The sequence below is a fragment of the Ochrobactrum sp. RH2CCR150 genome (assembly GCA_014138095.1).
Classification (GTDB): Bacteria; Pseudomonadota; Alphaproteobacteria; order Rhizobiales; family Rhizobiaceae; genus Brucella; species Brucella gambitense.
On the sequence record JACGXE010000003.1, the window covers coordinates 294567 to 311980 of the forward strand.

A 17414-nucleotide genomic window follows, 5' to 3' on the forward strand; every position below is an offset into this window, starting at 1 on the left:
CTTCAGTCGATCTGGAGAATGATCTTGCCGAAGACGTCGCGGCCTTCCATGCGCTTCAGGGCGGTGTCGATATCGTTGAAGCCGACCACCGTGTCGATGACCGGATGCACGATACCACGCGCCATTTTCTGCATGGCATCGGCCATGTTTTCCATGCGGCAGCCGAAGGAACCCAGAATCTTGAGCTGCTGCTGGAACAGCTGCATCAGGTTCATGTTGGTCGAAACGCCCGAGGTTGAACCGCAGGTGACAAGACGCGCGCCGCGCTTCATGCAGAGCATTGAGCCGGCCCATGTGTCTGCGCCGACATGTTCGAAGACGACATCGACGCCCTTCTTCTTGGTCAGCTTGCGCACGACGCCTTCGAAGCGGTCCTCGCGATAGTTGATGACGTGATCTGCGCCGAGAGCCTTGGCCTTCTCGATCTTGTCGTCAGAACCGACTGTGGTGATGACCGTGCAGCCCATCTTCTTGGCAAGCTGGATCGCTGCCGAGCCGATGCCCGAGCCGCCAGCCTGGACGAGAACGGTTTCGCCCGGTTCCAGCTTGGCATTGTCGAACAGCATATGCTCGACCGTGCCAAAGGTCACGGGAGCAACGGCAGCACCGATGGCATCAACGCCGGGAGGTGCTGCCACGAGCAGGCGCGCCGGAAGGTTCACGGCTTCGCAGGCAAAACCGTCGAGATGGAAACCATGCACGCCGCCGACATGTTCGCACAGATTGTCACGGCCTTCGCGGCAGGCGCGGCAAAGGCCGCAGGTACGCGCACCATAGATCGAAACGAGCTGGCCGGGCAGCAGATTGGAAACACCAGGGCCAACAGCATCGACAACGCCTGATGCTTCCGCGCCAATGACCAGCGGCATTTTGCGCTTGGCGAAAGCCATGCCGCGCCAGCCCCATACGTCAATATGGTTCAGCGCGACCGCCTTGATCTTGACCGTTACTTCGCCAAGGCCGGGAGGCGGAGGCGGTGCAATATCGGTGATTTCTAGGCGACGGTCGTCGAGAAGCTGCAAAGCGCGCATGGGCTATTCCTTTCATGGCATGATCCCGGAGAGCTTCCGCCTTCCGGGATCATCAGGAAATTTTAAATTCATATTCCGGACGGATTAATTCGGATTTGCCGCCAAAACAAGGCTCGTATTCTGTCCGCCGAAGCCGAATGAGTTCGAAAGCACTGCAGAAACCTCCGCCTGACGCTTCACATTCGGCACAACGTCCAGCGGAATGGCCGGGTCCGGATTGTCGTAATTGATGGTTGGCGGCAGCGTTCCGGTCTGGATCGTAAGCAGCGAGAACACAGCTTCAATCGCACCGGCTGCGGTCAGCGTATGGCCGATCATCGACTTGTTGGACGAAACCGGGATGGATTCGATGCGATCGCCGAATACGGTCGAAAGCGCCAGATATTCCATCTTGTCGTTTTCCGGTGTCGAAGTGCCGTGTGCGTTGACATAGGAAATCTGGTCTTCGGTCAGGCCTGCATCGGCGAGTGCGGCGCGCACCGTGCCAATGGCAGGCGAAGCATCAGGCTTCGAACGGGTGCGGTGGAAGTCGTCGGCCTTTTCGCCGCAACCGGCCAGAATGCCGAGAACCTTTGCACCGCGGGCAACAGCACTTTCAAGCGATTCCATAACCAGTGCACCAGAACCTTCGGCCATAGCAAAGCCGTCGCGATCCTTGGAGAAAGGCTTCGACGCTTTTTCCGGCTTTTCATTCTGGGTGGACAGTGCGGAAAGCAGCGAGAAGCGGATGAGTGCTTCCGCCGAGACGGAACCGTCGGTGCCTATCGCCAAAACATGGTCGCTTTCGCCACGACGGATGGCTTCGACGCCAAGCTGGATCGCAGTTGCGCCCGAAGCGCAGGCGGTGGAAAGCGTGATCGGCAGGCCGCGCGTTCCGAAGGCTTCCGAGAGACGCTCGGCGATATAACCGAACTGCGTCGTGTTGAAGAGCGCTTCATGGCGCATGCGACGGCAGGCTTCGAGCAGAAGCTGATAGCTGGCCGGGCCTTCGTTCTTCACGCTGGCATCGAGTGCAAAGCGGCTTTTCCAGTCGAGTTCGACCGGCGGGGCAGCCAGAAAGAGCGGTCCGCCGAAATTGGTCGTCGAAAGGCCGGACTGTGCAAGGGCTTCCTCACCGGCAAGACGTGCCAGCTTTTCCGACAGGGCGGAGGCTCCGGTTTCGCTTTCGGGCAGGAAATCCACAGTACCCGCAAAACGAGTGTTCAGATTTTCCAGCGGAAAACGGGTAATGCTGTGAATGCCCGAAACGCCGCCGGTCAGCGCGGCCCAGTTATCTTTTTTGCCCTGTCCGAGCGAGGAAACAACGCCTGCGCCCGTGATGGCAACGATGGGGCGGCCCAGATGGTCTGTATATTTGGTCATCTTATGCTCTCACCAGCTTTGCGGCACCTTCGGCGCGCGTTGCTCCGACAGTGGTGACGACGGCTTCGCTGATTTTGCCATCAGCTGCCTTTTCCGATGCGTTCAATGGCGCAAAAGCCTCGCCCTTCCAGACGGAAATGGCGGCCAGAGCCAGCGCCAGCGGGAACTGTGCTTCGCGCAAATGTCCGGTCAGGCCGGATATGCCGCGATAGGCGGCAGAAAAGCCGTCCAATACGGATTTTTCGGCTTTAGTCGCTTCATGAGCGCCGGATGCGCCGGAAACCACATAGGCCGGGTCCTTGCCGTCATTGGCCGCAAGAACAAGATCACGAACGGTCTTGGCAAGATCGTCGCTTTCGCGGCGGATCTGCGTGGCTGCGATTCCCGCAACTTCCGCATAGGCGCGTGCGCCGCGCTTTGCGGCATGTTCGGCGTTTTCGAGAACGAGGAACACACCGCCGGAGCCGGAGATCATGCCACCGCCAGCCGAACCGTCACGCTCCCAGAGCGGAGCCCAGCCGTCATGCTTGAGCAGTCCGCCCAGCTCGTGACCGAGAATCATGTCGAAATGTTCGGCATTGTAGGAGCCGCCCACCAGAGCATGCGTGCTTTGTCCGGTGCGGATGCGGGCTGCCGCTGTTTCGATGGCCGAAATGCCTGAGCCTTCTTCACCCATGAAGGTGCGCGAAGAACCAGTAACTTTGTGTACGATGGAAATATTGCCAGCGAGCAGGTTGGAAAGTTGGGCCAGAAACAGGGTCGGACGCAGTTCAGTCGAGAGCTTCTCGTTCAGCATCACACCGCGATTATTGCTGGTGCGGCCTTCTTCGAGAATCTGCATGTCGACGGTAATGTCGCGTTCACCACCACCTGCGCCCACAACCATATCCATGGTCGCACACAGCGCTTCATCGTCCTTCATGCCTGCATCCTGCAGTGCGAGACCCGCGGCATAGGTGCCGAGCCGCTGCCAGGTTTCCATCTGGCGCTGGTCGCCGCGCTTTGGAATCTGCAGGCTCCAATCGACTTCGCCGAGTGGATGAACGGTGTAAGGAGCAAAGGCTTCTTTTTCGAGGCGTGGTTCGCTACCCGCTGTCGAAAACGCTTTCCAATGCACTTCGGCACCTTCGCCGAGTGATGAAATAATGCCAATGCCGGTGATGACGACTTTATTGTTCTGCATGGGTCCGGTTCTGCCGTGATGAGGCCAAGGTCTATCCGAGAACTATCTTGCGCTCCAGAAACGGAATCAGGGCGAACATTGCTGTCCACCCTTCAATACCGTCAATTTTTCAGCGAGCTCAGGCCTTCTTGGCCGCAACCAGCTCGTCGATCTTGGCGCAGAGATTCTTCAGGACGAAGTATTCTTCGGTCGGAACCTTGCCTTCGTTTACTTCCTGCGTCCACTGCTCAAGCGGAATCTTGATGCCGAAAGCCTTGTCGATAGCGAAGACGATGTCGAGGAAGTCGAGGCTGTCGATGCCCAGATCGTCGATTGTGTGGCTTTCCGGCGTGATGGTGTCACGATCGATTTCACTGGTTTCGGCGATGATGTCGGCGACTTTGTCAAAAGTAGAGGACAAGTTTCGATTCCTTTATTCCTGATGATGCCGCGAATTATAGGCATCTGATTTTCTCGTCGCATTTCGCGGCCAGCAAAAGTGTTGGGCACATGTGCTGGAAATGCTCTGTATGCGCGTGTCTAGCGTTTTTCCGGTCACGAGGAAAGTCATATTACTTTCAAGATCACCGGGAGTTCGATGCGCATATAAGATGCCAGACGAGCGAAGCGCAACATAAAGGCAATCTCAATTTTTTGAAATCGCTTCATGCGGCGCTGTTGTGACCTCTTTTTCAGCGCTTGACGAAATAGATGACACCGATGAGCGATAGCGCGATCATCGCACAGGCCAGCCCCGTTTCCAGCGGGCCATCCTGCACAATAATGGCAACCAATCCGGATACGATACTCGCCAATGTGCCAAGCACTCCAGGCTGTTGCAATGCATTCACGACGGGGTTGCCAGGCTGAGCTGCTTCGGGTCCGGTGTTGCAGGCCGGTTCGTAGGAGTGCGGGAACGAAATTCCAGCGGAATGAGCCGCGTCAATATCGCTGACAGGCCTCTCGGCAAGCGCCAGCGCACGAGAACGCACGCGTTCCACACGAGCCTGCCAGCCTTTACCGAAGCTTGCGGCGGCGGCCAGTCCCCGGAGCCATGCGGACCGCTCATCGCATAGGCGATCGATAATATCTTGCGGTGGGCGGGCTGACAGCGCCGCGAAGGTTGCGGGCCCGAGAAATCCGTCCTGTAGAATACCAAGTATTTGCTGCAACATCTTTATCGCATGACTTGGACCTGAATTGACCGCGAAGTCCAACATTGCATAGTCAACGCCGGAGGGAAGACTGTCACCGTCTATCTTGTCCCAATACTGCTTTCGGTAAATTTCCGTTGCAGTATCTTTCGCAAGATTTTTCACATCCTGTGCAGTTTCGGAATGACCTGCCCATGCTGCTAGATTACCGATAGTAATACCCATATTGGTTGCGCCGCCAGGATCGGCGGGATTATCGACATATCCGCCTTCTTCCTGAAATATATAGGGCATAACTGCCGCAAAATTGGATCGCATATCTATACCTTTTTCAATTTATATTTGAAAAATATATTAAATACGGTGTCAGTAATACTGAATGCTCTAACATATAGACATGTAAAAAATATCGGAGGAATCGATTGTGATCAAGCGGCAACCCTCTTGCTTAAGAGCTTGCAATGCGGCTTGATGCGGTTTCCTTAAATCATACTTTTACAGGCGGCAGACGTGACATCGGAAGTTTTCGGACATGCGCCAGACGGGCAGGCGGTTCATCGGCTGACCATCTCCAACGGGCCTCTGACGGCCAAGATCATCACCTGGGGCGCGGCAATTCAGGATCTGCGCATGGCGGGTCATGATGCGCCGCTGGTGATCGGCTATCAGAATTTTGATGATTATCCTGCCCATTCGCCGCATCTGGGTGCAATTGCAGGCCGCTCGGCCAATCGCATTCGCGACGCGCATTTTGTGTTGGATGGCAAGACCTATGAGATCGAGGCGAACTATCTGGGCCGCCATAATCTTCATGGCGGCAGCAAGGGGCTTGGCAATCGCGTCTGGAAAGTCACCGGCAGCGGGGCGGATTATGTCACGCTCAGCACGGTGGCCGAAGATGGCGAAATGGGCTTTCCGGGCAATCTGAAAGTCAGCTGCACCTATATGCTCAATGGCAACGGCGCGTTGATCGTGCGGTTGGAAGCTGTGACTGATAAGCCAACGGTCTGCAATCTGCTGCATCACAGCTATTTCAATCTCGACGATGGCGGTGAGGGCGATATTCTGGACCATCAGCTCAAGATTCTAGCCGACGCCTATATGCCGGTTGATGAGGCGCTGATTGCAGATGGGCGCGTTCTGCCGGTCAAGGACACGGTGTTCGACTTCCGCGATTATCGCCCGATCCGCCATGTCGAAAACGGCAAGCAGGTCGAATATGACAGCAATTTCTGCCTGTCGGCTGCGCGTGTGCCGTTGCGTCTTTGCGCTTCCGTCAAGGGCGCGAAGTCGGGTGTTCGCATGGATGTGCTGACAACAGAGCCGGGCGTTCAGTTCTATGCGGGCAATACGATGGCCAATGATTGTATCGGCTTGACCGGCAAGCCCTATGGCAAACATGCGGGCTTCTGTCTGGAACCGCAAATCTGGCCGGGCTCGCTTGAATATCCTTATTTCCCGCAGGCCATTCTGCGCCCGGGCGAAATCTACGCCCAGGAAAGCCGTTTCGCCTTTACGCGGGACTAGAGCGGCATCACCCGGTATAAGCGGCGCGCGCCGTCTCCATGGGCGTGAGCGCGCCGCGTGTTTCGACCACACGGGCTGCAACGGCATGGGCCTTGTGCGCGGCTTCGACCGGCGAAAGTCCATCCATGCGCGCAACAAGATAAGCGCCGTTGAAGCTGTCACCGGCACCTGTGGTATCCACCGCATTAGCGAAAACGGAGGGAACCAGCGTCTGTTCGCCGTTGGCCGCGACCAGGGCCGGTTCCGTGCCGTCCTTGACGACAACTTCCTTCACGCCAAGGCCGATAAGGCGTCCAGCACAGGCCTCGGCATTGGTGTCGCCGAAAAGCGCCTGTTCATCCGGGAAAGTCGGCAGGGCGATATCGGCAAGGCGCATTGCTTCGCTGATGATGTCCTGCGCCGCCTTGCGGTCCGGCCAGAGCTGGTAACGGAAATTGGGATCGAACGCGATCCGCGATCCTGCAGCGCGGCATTGCCGCAGCACGTCGAAGAATGTTTCGCGATGTTCCGGCAGGACGATTGCGATGGAAATCCCTGAAAAATAGATGATGTCGCGCCCGGAAAGGCTCTGTTCAAGCGCAGCCCGGTCGCTGGCAAGGCGGCGCGCAGCGGCATCGCTGCGCCAATAGGTGAAGGAGCGTTCCGCACCGTTCAGCGTGATAGCGTAAAGGCCAGGATGCACTCCGGGGATCACAGGGCTATGCGCAATGCCTATGCCATTGGATGAGAAGAAAACGCGCTGTTTCTGCGAGAAATTGTCTTCGCCGAAAGCGCTCACATAATCGACCGGAAACGATCTGTCGGTCAGCGCACGAACATACCAGGCGGTGTTCAGCGTATCGCCGGCAAAACCCATGCGCCACTGGTCGCCTTCGCCGCCCGAAAGCTCAATCATGCACTCGCCGATAGACGCGAAACCGCTCATCTTTTTCTCCTCAAATCGATTACAGACGCCTATACCAATTTTCTGTGATGTAAAATCGCTTTGTCAGTTGTCTTCCATCATTGTCATACAGGCTTTATCGACTTGCCACATTCGTTGTGTAACGATCCCGCGCCACGCCGCGGCGAGACACGGTTCCAGACCAAGGATTTGAAATGCGTTATGCGATCTACTTCACGCCGCCTTCCAGCGATGCGCTTCTGAAGGTTGCGGCCAACTGGCTGGGACGTAATGCCTTTAGCGGCGAGCCAGTCAAGCTGCCAGCGATTCGCTCGCTTGGCACGGAAGAGATTGCATCGCTGACCGAAGAGCCGCGTCGCTACGGGTTCCACGCCACGATGAAAGCGCCGTTTCGGCTGAATGACAATCAGACTGAAAGCGAACTCCTGTCGGCATTGATGCATTTCGCATCATCGGTTGAACCCGTCGTCATTCCACGTCTGAAGCTTCGCGCTATTGGGCCGTTCTTTGCGCTGGTGCCGCATGAACCGGTCACGGCCTTGAACCAGCTCGCCAATGATGTGGTCGTCGCGCTGGATCGTTTCCGCGCGCCGCTCAATGAAGCTGAAATTGCCAAACGACGCCCTGAGCGTCTGAGCGATGCGCAGCGCCACAATCTGGAACGCTGGGGTTATCCTTACGTTTTTGAAGAGTTCCGTTTCCACATGACCCTGACTGGTCCGGTCGCGGAAGGTGACCGCGCGCGGATCGAGCGCAGGCTGGAAGAATTCTTTGCGCCATTGCTGAACGACCCGGTCGAGGTTGCGAATCTCGCTCTGTTTGTGGAACCTGAAAAGGGCGCGCCCTTCGAGATTCATTCGCTGCATCCGCTGACGGGTGGAGTCACGAAGACGCGGAACCAGCGGGCAGTGGGGAGGCCTTGAGCGATGACCAGTGAAACTATCCTGCGTAACGCGCGTATCGTTCGCGCAGACGATGTCATCGAAGGTTCGATCAAGCTCGTTAACGGACAGATTACCGATATTGCCAGCGGGCCGTCATCGGTTGGCGAAGACATGGAAGGCGACTTCCTGACGCCAGGTCTGATCGAACTGCACACCGACCACCTGGAAGGGCATTATGCCCCGCGCCCCAAAGTGCGCTGGAACCCGATTGCCGCCGTACAGGCGCATGATGCGCAGATTGCCGCTTCTGGTATCACCACCGTCTTCGATGCTTTGCGCATCGGTTTGGATGATGATGCGCAAACCGGCATCGATGATATGCTGAAGCTTTCCACGGCCATTGCAGAAGGCCGTGCGGCGGGGCGGCTGCGCGCTGACCATTTCCTGCATATGCGTTGCGAAGTGTCTGCGCCCGATTGTCTTCCGGCCTTTGAACGTTTCGGCAGCCACCCGCTGGTCAGGCTGGTTTCCTTGATGGACCATGCGCCGGGACAGCGACAATTCACCAATCTGGATGCCTACAAGGCCTACTTCCTGGGCAAGAACAAGCTGTCGGAAGAAGAGTTCCGGATTTATTGCGAGCGCCGCATAGGCCAGTCGCAGATCTATTCCGCCAAGACGCGCAAGGCGATTGCCGATCTGTGCCACGAACGCGGCGTGATCCTCGCAAGCCATGACGATGCAACGCTCGATCACGTTGCAGAAGCACGAGAACAGGGCATTCGCGTGGCCGAGTTCCCGACCACGCACACGGCGGCCAAAGCCTCGAAGGAATCCGGCATGTCGGTGCTGATGGGCGCGCCGAATGTGGTGCGCGGTGGCTCACATTCGGGCAATGTTTCGGCGCGAGAGCTGGTCGAGGCTGGGCATCTCGACATTATCTCATCGGATTATATCCCGGCGAGCATGATGCAGTCGGCATTTTTTCTGGCCGATGTGCTGGCCCATGCTCCAAATGCGGTTTCATTGCCACAGGCTATTCGTCTGGTTTCGAAGAACCCTGCGCAGGCTGTGGGCTTTGATGATCGTGGCGAAATAGCCGAAGGCAAGCGCGCCGATCTGGTGCGTGTTCAGGTGGCCGAACATGTGCCGATCATCAAGACAGTTTGGCGCGAGGGGCGGCGGGTCATCTGATTCCGCCGCACACAGCCGTCGTTTGACGAAAAATTTGGTTATCCGACCGAAACGGTCTCACCGACGGCAAGGCTAAGCTTGCCGTCGTCGGCCACGCTCAGCGCCAGCTCGCGATAGCTGTCGATGCTTCGATGCGAGGTTTCCGGGGAATGTGGGTGCGTTGCCGTAACGACAACCACACAAGCGCCAGCCGATTCGCCTGCAACGATGCCAGCCGGCGCGTCTTCGAACACCAGACAACGGTGTGGATCAAAGCCGAGCTTCTTCGCGCCAAGCTGGAAGCATTCCGGGCTCGGCTTGCCGCGTTCAACATCTTCCGCCGAAACGATGGTCTTCGGCAGCGGCAATCCTGCTGCCTTGATGCGGCGACGGGCCAGTTCGAGCGGAGCAGACGTCACAATCGCCCAGCGGTCTTCAGGCAGCGTGTTCAGGAAATCGCAGACACCGTCGATTGGGACGATGCCATCCAGATCGGCCATTTCTGCTTCCAGCAGGATTGCAGCCTCCTGATCAGGATCGAGGCCGATATCGAGCCGACGAACCGTGTCGACCGCGCGCACACCGTGAATGGTCGGTAAAAATGTGACCGGATCGATCCCGTGACGTTTGGCCCACTCTCCCCAGACGCGCTCGGTTGCCGCAATGGAGCTGAGGATCGTGCCGTCCATGTCGAAGAGGAAGGCATCGAAGGTTTTGCCGAAAGGGGAAAGGGAGGTCACGCCGGATTTCCTTGAATGAATGAGAAAAGAATCGGAGGGAATGCTTCAGGGGCGATCATAATGCGCAAATGCGTCCAAAGTCACAGCCTCTCGACATATAACGGCGCTGGTTGGCGCTGAGCACGATAAAGTCCTATATAGGAGCATCGAGAAACCCAAGCCGCAAAACTTGAACATTTTGCGCAAGTGTGGCTTTTTGCGCCGTTCCGATGCCCGATTGCTTGCAATCGCGCCGATTAGTCCGAAACGCTCCATGAATCGCTTTCTCAGGATTTATGTCTAAATGACTGATGTAACATCGAAAAATCGCAACTACCCGGACTATCGCTTCGCCGTTGCGCCGATGATCGACTGGAGTGACAGACATTGCCGGTATCTTCACCGGCTCTTTTCGAAGCGTGCTTTGCTTTATACGGAAATGGTCGTGGCGGATGCGGCGATCCATGGTCCGCGCGAACGTTTGCTTGGTTTCGACGCTGCGGAACACCCAATCGCCTTGCAGTTGGGCGGGTCTGATCCAGCCAAATTGGCGGAGGCGGCAAAAATCGGGATTGGCTTCGGTTATGACGAGATCAACCTGAATGTCGGCTGTCCGTCAGACCGCGTCCAGTCGGGCACATTCGGGGCTTGCCTGATGCAGACGCCCGAAGTCGTGGCACGCTGCGTCGAGGCGATGAAAAGCGTTGTTACTGTCCCGGTCACGGTCAAGTGCCGGATCGGCGTCGATGATCAGGACCCGGAAGTGGCGCTCGATGCGCTGGCCGATCTGGCGCTTGCCGCCGGAGCCGACGCCTTGTGGGTGCATGCGCGCAAGGCATGGCTGAAAGGTCTGTCGCCGAAGGAAAACCGCGAAATCCCGCCGCTCGATTATGATCGCGCCTATCGGTTGAAGGCGCGTCTCGGTGATGTTTTCGTCGGCATTAATGGCGGTATTACCACGCTTGATGAAGCAAAAACCCATCTGGAACATATGGACGGGGTGATGCTCGGGCGCGCTGCCTATCACAATCCAGCCTTGCTGGCGGACGTGGATGCCCGTCTGTTTGGCGATGAACCCGTTTCGGTTGAAATGGCGGATATTATTGAGGCCATGTGCGAATATACCGACCGGCATATTTCATCGGGCGGCAGGCTTTCGCATGTCAGCCGCCATATGGTGGGTCTGTTCAGCGGCCTGCCGGGCGCTCGCCGCTGGCGTCAGATGCTGTCCACCGACGCGACAAAGCCGGGTGCTACCAGCGACGTGCTGCGTGAAGCCTATGCCACTGTAACCGAAGCTAGCGCCGAAGCAGCTTAATCGATCAGGATCAACTGGTCGCCGCGCACCGTAAAGCCGCCCAGCGTTTGCAGGAAATTCATGCCGAGCAGACTACCGGTCATCAGGCCTTCCTTGGTGACCATGGCGCGAACATCGTGGCGCTCAATGTCGCCGATTTGCAGGTTGGCAATCGTTATGCTCGCCGCAGAAGCCGTGCCATTGGCAGTCATCACCGGCACGTTATAGTTTAGCGACGCCGTATCGAGGCCAGCGCGTTCGGCGTCTTCCTGTGAGAGGACAACTGAAGAAGCGCCTGTATCGACCAGAAAATGCACGCGTGCGCCGTTGACGCGGCCATTCACTTCGAAATGACCGTTGGACGATTTGGCAAGCGTGACGGTCACAGCGCCTTCGGCGTTTCGTCCAGAAATCGGACTGCCGGGAATAAGGCCCGCAGTGATGCGGCTTGCAGCGTCCTGAAGTTCGTAGCGATACTGATAGCCCGCGACGAGGCCGAGAATAATCACTGCCCATACGGCCATATTGCGCGCGAAATCCGAAAGCTTGATGCCGGAGCCGAGCAAACCTGCGGCGAGCACGACGCCCCATATGCCGAGATAGGCTGCGCGAGCGAAGACATCATTGTCGAGCCCCATCGTGATGCCGCTGTCATTGTTGGACATCAGCAACAAGGCGACGATTGCGACGGCGGCAATAATAAGCCAGAAAAAACGCCCCATCAGCCTACTTTCTTTTCAATGAGAATTTCATGACGGTCAGGCAGAAGCGATAGTACCGTAATCCGCTCTTCGGCGGTCATGCGCGACCAGCGTGTAATTTCATCAAGCGTGCGCGCGCAACCAAGGCAAAAGCCGGTTTCAGCGTCCATCGTGCATATCAATATGCAGGGTGATTTGATTGTCGCCGTGTTCATGAGTGAAATGTGGTTGCATTACAGGGTCATGACAAGCCCGATTAACACCGCAAGGGAAGCGATTTGTTGGGCCGCGCCCAAGGTGTCGCCCGTCTGGCCGCCGATTTTCGACATGCAAAGCCGGGCAAAGCCGACGAGCAGCAGCGTCACAAGAACAAGCGCGTTGATGACGGGCAGAACGCCGCCTGAGGGGATCAGTCCGACCGCCATGATCACGAAGCCGAGTGCCGCGCCGCAAACCACGGTTTCCCAGCTTGGCGCGCCAACGCTGTCGGCAAGTCCGCCGGGACGGGCGGATGGCAGGCTATGCCAGAAGGCGAGCATGGCAGAACGGCTTGCGGCTTCGCTGGCGATCAGCGCAAGCAGCGCATAGCCGGGGCCAGCGCGCTCCATAATGGCTGCCAGAAGCGAAGCCTTGATACCGACCCACGTGACGAGCGTGAGCGCTGCAAAGGTGCCGATGCGGGAATCTTTCATGATGTCGAGGCGACGGCTTGGCGTTGCTCCGCCGAAGAAGCCGTCAGCCGTGTCGCCAAGCCCGTCTTCATGCAATGCGCCGGTCATGGCTGCCAGCGCGCCGACTGCGATAAATCCGCAGGCGAGGGCAGGCAGATGCAGGGAGTTGGCGATCATCAGCGCGATGCCTGCGAGCAGGCCCAGCACTGCACCGGCAAGCGGGAAAGCGCGTGCATTGCGCAGCAGCGAATCGGCCGTGTTCTCGAACCAGCTTTGCGGAAGCGGAAGGCGGCTCAGAAAGCCGAGCGACCGGATTGTATCGCCTATGAAACCATTTCGCTGCAAATGACTGCTCCGCAACACTTTATCGCCCACAGGAATGTTTTAGGGCTCGCGATATTTCGCCTCAAGGGCCATCGGCTCGAAGAGGTGATTTGAAAAATTGTGTGAGTGCTTATAGGACGTGCCAAACAGATTTGCATCTCCCATGATCGATTGGACTGAACGATATGAGCGCCAGTGGCCTTCCCTTTGACGATTTTCGTGAACTGATCCGCAATCTGCCTGGTCCCGATCTGGGTGCGGAAAGGGCAGTGCGCGAGCGCGAGGTAACTTTGACCAAGCCTGCCGGTTCGCTGGGACGCCTTGAAGACATCGCCGCCTGGCTTGCCGCCTGGACGGGCAAGCGCACGCCGCAGATCAATCGCCCGCTGGTCGCAGTCTTTGCAGGCAATCACGGCGTCACGGCAAAGAACATCACGCCGTTCCCGTCCAGCGTCACAGCGCAGATGGTTGAGAACTTTGCGGCAGGCGGTGCGGCGATCAACCAGATCTGCATTGCCAATGATCTGGGACTGAAAGTTTTCGATCTGGCGCTGGAACATCCGACAGCCGATATCACCGAAGAACCGGCCATGGATGAGCGCACCTGTGCGGCGACCATGGCTTTCGGTATGGAAGCGATTGCTGGCGGCACCGATCTTCTCTGCATCGGTGAAATGGGTATCGGCAACACGACCATTGCGGCGGCGATTGCACTCGCATTGTTTGGCGGTACGGCGGAAGACTGGGTTGGACCGGGCACGGGCTCGACGGGCGAACTCTTGCAGCGCAAGCTTGCAGCGGTTCGTCAGGCGGTTGCCTTGCATCAGGCGCATCTGAAAGACCCGCTCGAAGTGCTGCGCCGCCTCGGCGGACGTGAGATTGCAGCCATGGCTGGCGCCATTCTTGCCGCTCGCATGGAAAAAATCCCGGTGATCATTGATGGTTTCGTGGCGTCTTCGGCTGCTGCCATACTTTATGCCGCAAATCCGGAAGCAATCGACCATTGCCTATTCGGCCATGTATCTGCTGAGCCGGGCCATCGCCTGCTGCTGGCCAAGCTTGGCAAGGAGCCGCTTCTCGATCTCGGCATGCGTCTGGGCGAAGGAACGGGCGCTGCTCTTGCCGCCAGCATCGTCAGGGCAGCCGCGCAGTGCCACAGCGGTATGGCCACATTTGAACAGGCTGGCGTCGCTTCAGCCAAGCACTGATAAAAAACCAAGCACAAAAAAGCCCGCCAGATGGCGGGCTTTTTCATTCCAAGGTCTGGGAGGTCAGTTATTTTCCTTGTCCAGCACCATGTAGTCGAGCGGTAGTTCAGTCGTGTACTTGATCTGCTCCATCGCGAAGGATGACGACACGTCGCGGATTTCGATCTTGCTGATCAGCCGCTTGTAGAAAGCGTCATAGGCTGCAATATCCGGCACTGCGACGCGCAGCAGATAATCGACATCGCCGCTCATGCGGTAGAATTCGATAACCTCGGGGAATTCCTGCACCACTTCCGAGAAGCGCTTGAGCCATTCATGGCTGTGCGAGCTGGTGCGCACCGATACGAACACCGTCACACGCGCATTGACGCGGATCGGGTCGAGGATCGCCACACGGCGCTTGATGACACCATCTTCTTCAAGCTTCTGGATACGACGCCAGCAAGGCGTTGTGGAAAGGCCAACCTTCTTGGCAACGTCTGCCACTGCCAATGTTGCGTCTTCCTGCAATAAGCGCAGTATTTTTCTGTCGAGCCTGTCCATGCGTTTCCGTTCCCGGTTTTAGAAATCGTTTCCCGAACTTTGCGAGTGTGCGAAACGTCATACCTTATGATGTGCTATCGGCAGAAGTTACAGGAAAAATATTCTTATGAGAACCGATCTTGTAAAATTTATTTATCGTCGTTGATGAGGCTTCGGACTTTTGCCTGAACAATAGGCACAACCTCTTCGTCAAACCATGGATTGCGTTTCAGCCAACCACTGTTGCGCCATGAAGGATGAGGCAGCGGAAGAACGATACGTCCGGCCTTGTTGGGCGTTTCAATAAAGTGTCGCCAGTTCTTCACCGTTTCGGTCAGATTACGTCCGCGATAGTCGGGAAGATGGTAAGCCAGAGCATATTGCCCCACCACCAGAACGAACTCCAGTTGCGGCATCGCCGCAAAGACGCGGTCATGCCATGTCAGGCGGCATTCGCGGCGCGGGGGCAGGTCGCCGCCATGTTTGTCATAACCGGGAAAGCAGAAGCCCATGGGAACGATGGCAAACCGGGCAGGATCGTAGAACTCCTCGCGGGTCGTTCCAAGCCATTGCCGCAGGCGGTCACCCGAAGGATCGTTGAACGGCAGAGACGTATTATGCACGCGGATGCCGGGGGCCTGTCCGCATATGGCGATGCGCGCTGTATTGGAGACAATACAGACGGGATTGGGCTCATGCGGCAGCGGCGGCTGAAACAGCGGCTCATCGCGGCAGATGCGACACGCTTTGATCGACTGACTGAGCGTGTTCAGGTCTTCCATGAAGCTTCGCTCCGGATTTTGGGATGTCGTCATCGGAAGTAATTGATGAAGGCGGCGATACGCTCTTTAATATAGTGAGTGAACGCGCTGAAGCTATTGTGCCCGATCGTCTGAGCGCTCCCTTGGTTCGTTTGCGCGTTCTCGCCCTCGCGCGGATTTTCCTTTCGCCATGAGGAGGGCTTTTCAAAGCGGCCAGCCCAGATGCCACGGCCATTTTTGCGGGCGTCCGCTTCCTCGCGCTCATAATCGCCATAGGCAATCGCCCAACCCTGTTGGACCATCCAGCTATTCAGATCGGTTTCGCCGAGGTAACAACGCGCCAGATCGCGGCCATAGCGGTCAAAACCTTCAATCTCGCACCGAATCGGTGTTCTTCCGATTCTTGCCCGCAAGAAATTGCGAGCCTCCGTGCCGCAATCGTAATGAATACCGTTTCGCTCGCAGGTCTGCGCCATCTCCGGCGCATCGATGCCCTTCAGGCGGATATGCACCTTGTTTATGATCACCGTATCCCCATCTATCACGTAGACGGGGCCGTCGCGCGTTTCGGTCGGACGCTTTTCATCCGGCAGGTATGAAATACCGACCACAATCGCGGAAAAGAACAATAAAGTCAGTATGATGCTACGAATTCCTCCAATTCCGCTTCGGCGGGAGTCGGAGGTATATCGCCTCTGCGGGCGCCTATAGGGGCGTCTGTAATTACGCATGTGATCCGGCTGGTTCCAATCGTCAGTGTCATAGGCGTTCTATTCTATGTGTCCGCCAGACAGAAACAATCACCATCGCTTTGTTCGATGGGGGAACACGTTTCGACGAGCAACAACAGTGAGTTTGTTGTCAAACGGCAACAGTCTTTACCGTTACTTTAGGCTACAAAGAACTACGGTCATTTTTGCCTATTTCCCGCCACAAAGGGACATCATCCGTCAAGGAAAGGCAAAAGCCGTCAAACAATCAGGAGCGAATGGCTCCCGCAGGATTAGGCAGGAATGAGCAAGAGCGCGTTGTTGCAGAGCAAACAGATTGCAAGCAGGGGAAACCTTGCCGACGCTGCTCCGATTCCTTCCAATGGTGGCAAGGCTTTTTTCGGCCAAGATCGGGTCTCAGTCTTGACGAAAAGCGTGGCTATTCTGCCTTCAATGAATTCTTTCTCCACGATTTGTGCCAACTATTGTGAAAGACCGGCGTTGTGATGCGTAGTCGCAGTTTTTCATATCCTGTTATTGCCATGGCTGTTGGTTTGGCCATCGCCTGCAACAGTGCCTTTGCTTTTGATCTGAACGACGATTCTGAAAAGTCGCGCAGCCCGTTCGAACTCTTCAAATTCGGCTTCTCCGCTTACAAGAATGGTCACAAGGACGAAGCGATCAAGGCGCTGCGTTATGCCGCCGAGCGCGGTCATCAGGGTGCAAAGTGGAAACTGGCCCGTATGTATGCCGATGGCGACGGCGTGGCCGAAAATGACTACGAAGCCTACAAGATTTTCGAAAAGATCGTGCGTGAAGGCTCCGAACCCGGTTCAGAGAACGATTCCTATGTCGCTGATGCGCTGGTTGCGCTCGCTGGATATGTGAAGCGCGGTATTCCAGGTACGCCGGTGCGCGCCGATCTGGGGGTCGCCCGCGATCTTTATGTGCAGGCCGCATCGAATTTCGGTGATTCTGCGGCTCAGTTCGAACTGGGCAAGATGCTTCTGTCCGGTGAGGGCGGTGAGCGCAATTCGGTTCAGGCCGCACGCTGGTTCCAGTTGGCTGCCAACAAGGGCAATGTCAGCGCTCAGGCCATGCTTGGAAACATGCTGTTTCAGGCTGGCAAGACCGTGCGCGGGCTGGCCTTCATGACGGCCGCCTCTGAACGTTGCGCAGCCGAGGATTGCACTTGGATACGCGAAATGCAGGAACAGGCTTTCTCGATTGTCGGTGAGGCGGATCGCCGTAACGCTGTGGCTCTCGCGAGCGATATGACCACCAAGGGCTCGTTTTAAGCTTCC

At 57.0% G+C, this 17414-nt stretch carries 20 protein-coding genes; 7 read left to right on the forward strand and 13 right to left on the reverse strand.

Annotation, left to right across the window (positions count from 1 at the left end; translation table 11 throughout):
* Positions 1–2: 2 nt before the first annotated feature.
* The 5 genes from FHW03_RS08950 to FHW03_RS08970 all read right to left on the reverse strand — a co-directional run bounded on the left by FHW03_RS08950 (position 3) and on the right by FHW03_RS08970 (position 5027).
* A complete protein-coding gene (locus FHW03_RS08950; RefSeq protein ID WP_078338466.1) occupies positions 3–1031 on the reverse strand; it encodes a zinc-binding dehydrogenase in 1029 nt (342 codons plus the stop codon).
* A gap of 84 nt (positions 1032–1115) precedes the next feature.
* Entirely contained in the window at positions 1116–2393 is a 1278-nt protein-coding gene (locus FHW03_RS08955; protein WP_182520303.1) for a beta-ketoacyl-ACP synthase, read from the reverse strand.
* 1 nt (position 2394) lies between these two features.
* Entirely contained in the window at positions 2395–3576 is a 1182-nt protein-coding gene (locus FHW03_RS08960; RefSeq protein WP_182520304.1) for a beta-ketoacyl-ACP synthase, read from the reverse strand.
* A 118-nt stretch (positions 3577–3694) separates the two neighbouring features.
* Entirely contained in the window at positions 3695–3976 is a 282-nt protein-coding gene (locus FHW03_RS08965; RefSeq protein WP_078338469.1) for an acyl carrier protein, read from the reverse strand.
* Between the two features lie 271 nt (positions 3977–4247).
* On the reverse strand, positions 4248–5027 hold the full coding sequence (locus FHW03_RS08970; protein WP_182520305.1) for a glycoside hydrolase family 108 protein: 780 nt from the start codon (positions 5025–5027) through the stop codon (positions 4248–4250).
* 192 nt (positions 5028–5219) lie between these two features.
* On the opposite strand from FHW03_RS08970, the gene FHW03_RS08975 reads away from it, so the two are divergent.
* Positions 5220–6236, forward strand: coding sequence for an aldose epimerase family protein (locus FHW03_RS08975; protein ID WP_182520306.1), 1017 nt, complete (start codon positions 5220–5222; stop codon positions 6234–6236).
* A gap of 7 nt (positions 6237–6243) precedes the next feature.
* Here the strand turns inward: FHW03_RS08975 and FHW03_RS08980 are convergent, their stop codons facing one another.
* Positions 6244–7161, reverse strand: coding sequence for a sugar kinase (locus FHW03_RS08980; RefSeq protein ID WP_182520307.1), 918 nt, complete (start codon positions 7159–7161; stop codon positions 6244–6246).
* A gap of 173 nt (positions 7162–7334) precedes the next feature.
* Here FHW03_RS08980 and FHW03_RS08985 point away from each other — a divergent pair, with 173 nt between their 5' ends.
* Together FHW03_RS08985 and FHW03_RS08990 are read left to right on the forward strand one after the other, a co-directional pair.
* Positions 7335–8063 (forward strand): DUF1045 domain-containing protein, encoded by a 729-nt coding sequence (locus FHW03_RS08985; protein ID WP_182520308.1) that lies wholly within the window; start codon positions 7335–7337, stop codon positions 8061–8063.
* Positions 8064–8066: 3 nt separating this feature from the next.
* Positions 8067–9218, forward strand: a complete 1152-nt coding sequence (locus FHW03_RS08990) for an alpha-D-ribose 1-methylphosphonate 5-triphosphate diphosphatase (protein ID WP_182520309.1) — start codon at positions 8067–8069, stop codon at positions 9216–9218.
* Positions 9219–9256: 38 nt separating this feature from the next.
* Here the strand turns inward: FHW03_RS08990 and FHW03_RS08995 are convergent, their stop codons facing one another.
* Positions 9257–9937, reverse strand: coding sequence for an HAD family hydrolase (locus FHW03_RS08995; protein WP_182520310.1), 681 nt, complete (start codon positions 9935–9937; stop codon positions 9257–9259).
* Positions 9938–10220: 283 nt separating this feature from the next.
* Between FHW03_RS08995 and dusA the strand changes: the two genes are divergently transcribed.
* Entirely contained in the window at positions 10221–11234 is a 1014-nt protein-coding gene (gene dusA, locus FHW03_RS09000) for a tRNA dihydrouridine(20/20a) synthase DusA (protein ID WP_182520311.1), read from the forward strand.
* Here the strand turns inward: dusA and FHW03_RS09005 are convergent.
* From FHW03_RS09005 to FHW03_RS09015, 3 genes are read right to left on the reverse strand one after another with little or no spacing between them, the layout of a single operon-like run.
* Positions 11231–11935, reverse strand: coding sequence for a TIGR02281 family clan AA aspartic protease (locus FHW03_RS09005; RefSeq protein WP_182520312.1), 705 nt, complete (start codon positions 11933–11935; stop codon positions 11231–11233). The genes dusA and FHW03_RS09005 overlap by 4 nt on opposite strands.
* Positions 11935–12129, reverse strand: coding sequence for a DUF1289 domain-containing protein (locus tag FHW03_RS09010; protein ID WP_182520313.1), 195 nt, complete (start codon positions 12127–12129; stop codon positions 11935–11937). The genes FHW03_RS09005 and FHW03_RS09010 overlap by 1 nt, the downstream gene beginning before the upstream one ends.
* An 18-nt stretch (positions 12130–12147) precedes the next feature.
* Complete coding sequence (locus FHW03_RS09015; protein ID WP_182520314.1) at positions 12148–12930, reverse strand: adenosylcobinamide-GDP ribazoletransferase; 783 nt, start codon at positions 12928–12930, stop codon at positions 12148–12150.
* 164 nt (positions 12931–13094) lie between these two features.
* On the opposite strand from FHW03_RS09015, the gene cobT reads away from it, so the two are divergent.
* On the forward strand, positions 13095–14117 hold the full coding sequence (gene cobT / locus FHW03_RS09020; RefSeq protein ID WP_182520315.1) for a nicotinate-nucleotide--dimethylbenzimidazole phosphoribosyltransferase: 1023 nt from the start codon (positions 13095–13097) through the stop codon (positions 14115–14117).
* Positions 14118–14180: 63 nt separating this feature from the next.
* On the opposite strand, the gene FHW03_RS09025 is transcribed toward cobT, so the two are convergent.
* The 3 genes from FHW03_RS09025 to FHW03_RS09035 all read right to left on the reverse strand — a co-directional run bounded on the left by FHW03_RS09025 (position 14181) and on the right by FHW03_RS09035 (position 16029).
* Entirely contained in the window at positions 14181–14660 is a 480-nt protein-coding gene (locus FHW03_RS09025) for an Lrp/AsnC family transcriptional regulator (RefSeq protein ID WP_078338480.1), read from the reverse strand.
* Between the two features lie 128 nt (positions 14661–14788).
* On the reverse strand, positions 14789–15421 hold the full coding sequence (locus tag FHW03_RS09030) for a uracil-DNA glycosylase family protein (protein ID WP_182520316.1): 633 nt from the start codon (positions 15419–15421) through the stop codon (positions 14789–14791).
* A gap of 29 nt (positions 15422–15450) precedes the next feature.
* Positions 15451–16029, reverse strand: coding sequence for a thermonuclease family protein (locus FHW03_RS09035; RefSeq protein ID WP_377514470.1), 579 nt, complete (start codon positions 16027–16029; stop codon positions 15451–15453).
* A 384-nt stretch (positions 16030–16413) separates the two neighbouring features.
* On the opposite strand from FHW03_RS09035, the gene FHW03_RS09040 reads away from it, so the two are divergent.
* Positions 16414–16617, forward strand: coding sequence for a hypothetical protein (locus tag FHW03_RS09040; protein ID WP_182520318.1), 204 nt, complete (start codon positions 16414–16416; stop codon positions 16615–16617).
* A complete protein-coding gene (locus FHW03_RS09045) occupies positions 16617–17408 on the forward strand; it encodes a tetratricopeptide repeat protein (RefSeq protein WP_078338484.1) in 792 nt (263 codons plus the stop codon). The genes FHW03_RS09040 and FHW03_RS09045 overlap by 1 nt, the downstream gene beginning before the upstream one ends.
* The last annotated feature ends 6 nt before the right edge of the window (positions 17409–17414 follow it).

Excerpts from the sequence above, each read along its gene's own strand:
- FHW03_RS08950 (WP_078338466.1), bottom strand. The coding sequence starts at position 1,031 with ATGCGCGCTTTGCAGCTTCTCGACGACCGTCGCCTAGAAATCACCGAT.
- FHW03_RS08955 (WP_182520303.1), bottom strand. The coding sequence starts at position 2,393 with ATGACCAAATATACAGACCATCTGGGCCGCCCCATCGTTGCCATCACG.
- FHW03_RS08960 (WP_182520304.1), bottom strand. The coding sequence starts at position 3,576 with ATGCAGAACAATAAAGTCGTCATCACCGGCATTGGCATTATTTCATCA.
- FHW03_RS08970 (WP_182520305.1), bottom strand. The coding sequence starts at position 5,027 with ATGCGATCCAATTTTGCGGCAGTTATGCCCTATATATTTCAGGAAGAA.
- FHW03_RS08980 (WP_182520307.1), bottom strand. The coding sequence starts at position 7,161 with ATGAGCGGTTTCGCGTCTATCGGCGAGTGCATGATTGAGCTTTCGGGC.
- FHW03_RS08985 (WP_182520308.1), top strand. The coding sequence starts at position 7,335 with ATGCGTTATGCGATCTACTTCACGCCGCCTTCCAGCGATGCGCTTCTG.
- FHW03_RS08990 (WP_182520309.1), top strand. The coding sequence starts at position 8,067 with ATGACCAGTGAAACTATCCTGCGTAACGCGCGTATCGTTCGCGCAGAC.
- dusA (WP_182520311.1), top strand. The coding sequence starts at position 10,221 with ATGACTGATGTAACATCGAAAAATCGCAACTACCCGGACTATCGCTTC.
- FHW03_RS09005 (WP_182520312.1), bottom strand. The coding sequence starts at position 11,935 with ATGGGGCGTTTTTTCTGGCTTATTATTGCCGCCGTCGCAATCGTCGCC.
- FHW03_RS09010 (WP_182520313.1), bottom strand. The coding sequence starts at position 12,129 with ATGAACACGGCGACAATCAAATCACCCTGCATATTGATATGCACGATG.
- cobT (WP_182520315.1), top strand. The coding sequence starts at position 13,095 with ATGAGCGCCAGTGGCCTTCCCTTTGACGATTTTCGTGAACTGATCCGC.
- FHW03_RS09025 (WP_078338480.1), bottom strand. The coding sequence starts at position 14,660 with ATGGACAGGCTCGACAGAAAAATACTGCGCTTATTGCAGGAAGACGCA.
- FHW03_RS09030 (WP_182520316.1), bottom strand. The coding sequence starts at position 15,421 with ATGGAAGACCTGAACACGCTCAGTCAGTCGATCAAAGCGTGTCGCATC.
- FHW03_RS09040 (WP_182520318.1), top strand. The coding sequence starts at position 16,414 with ATGAGCAAGAGCGCGTTGTTGCAGAGCAAACAGATTGCAAGCAGGGGA.
- FHW03_RS09045 (WP_078338484.1), top strand. The coding sequence starts at position 16,617 with ATGCGTAGTCGCAGTTTTTCATATCCTGTTATTGCCATGGCTGTTGGT.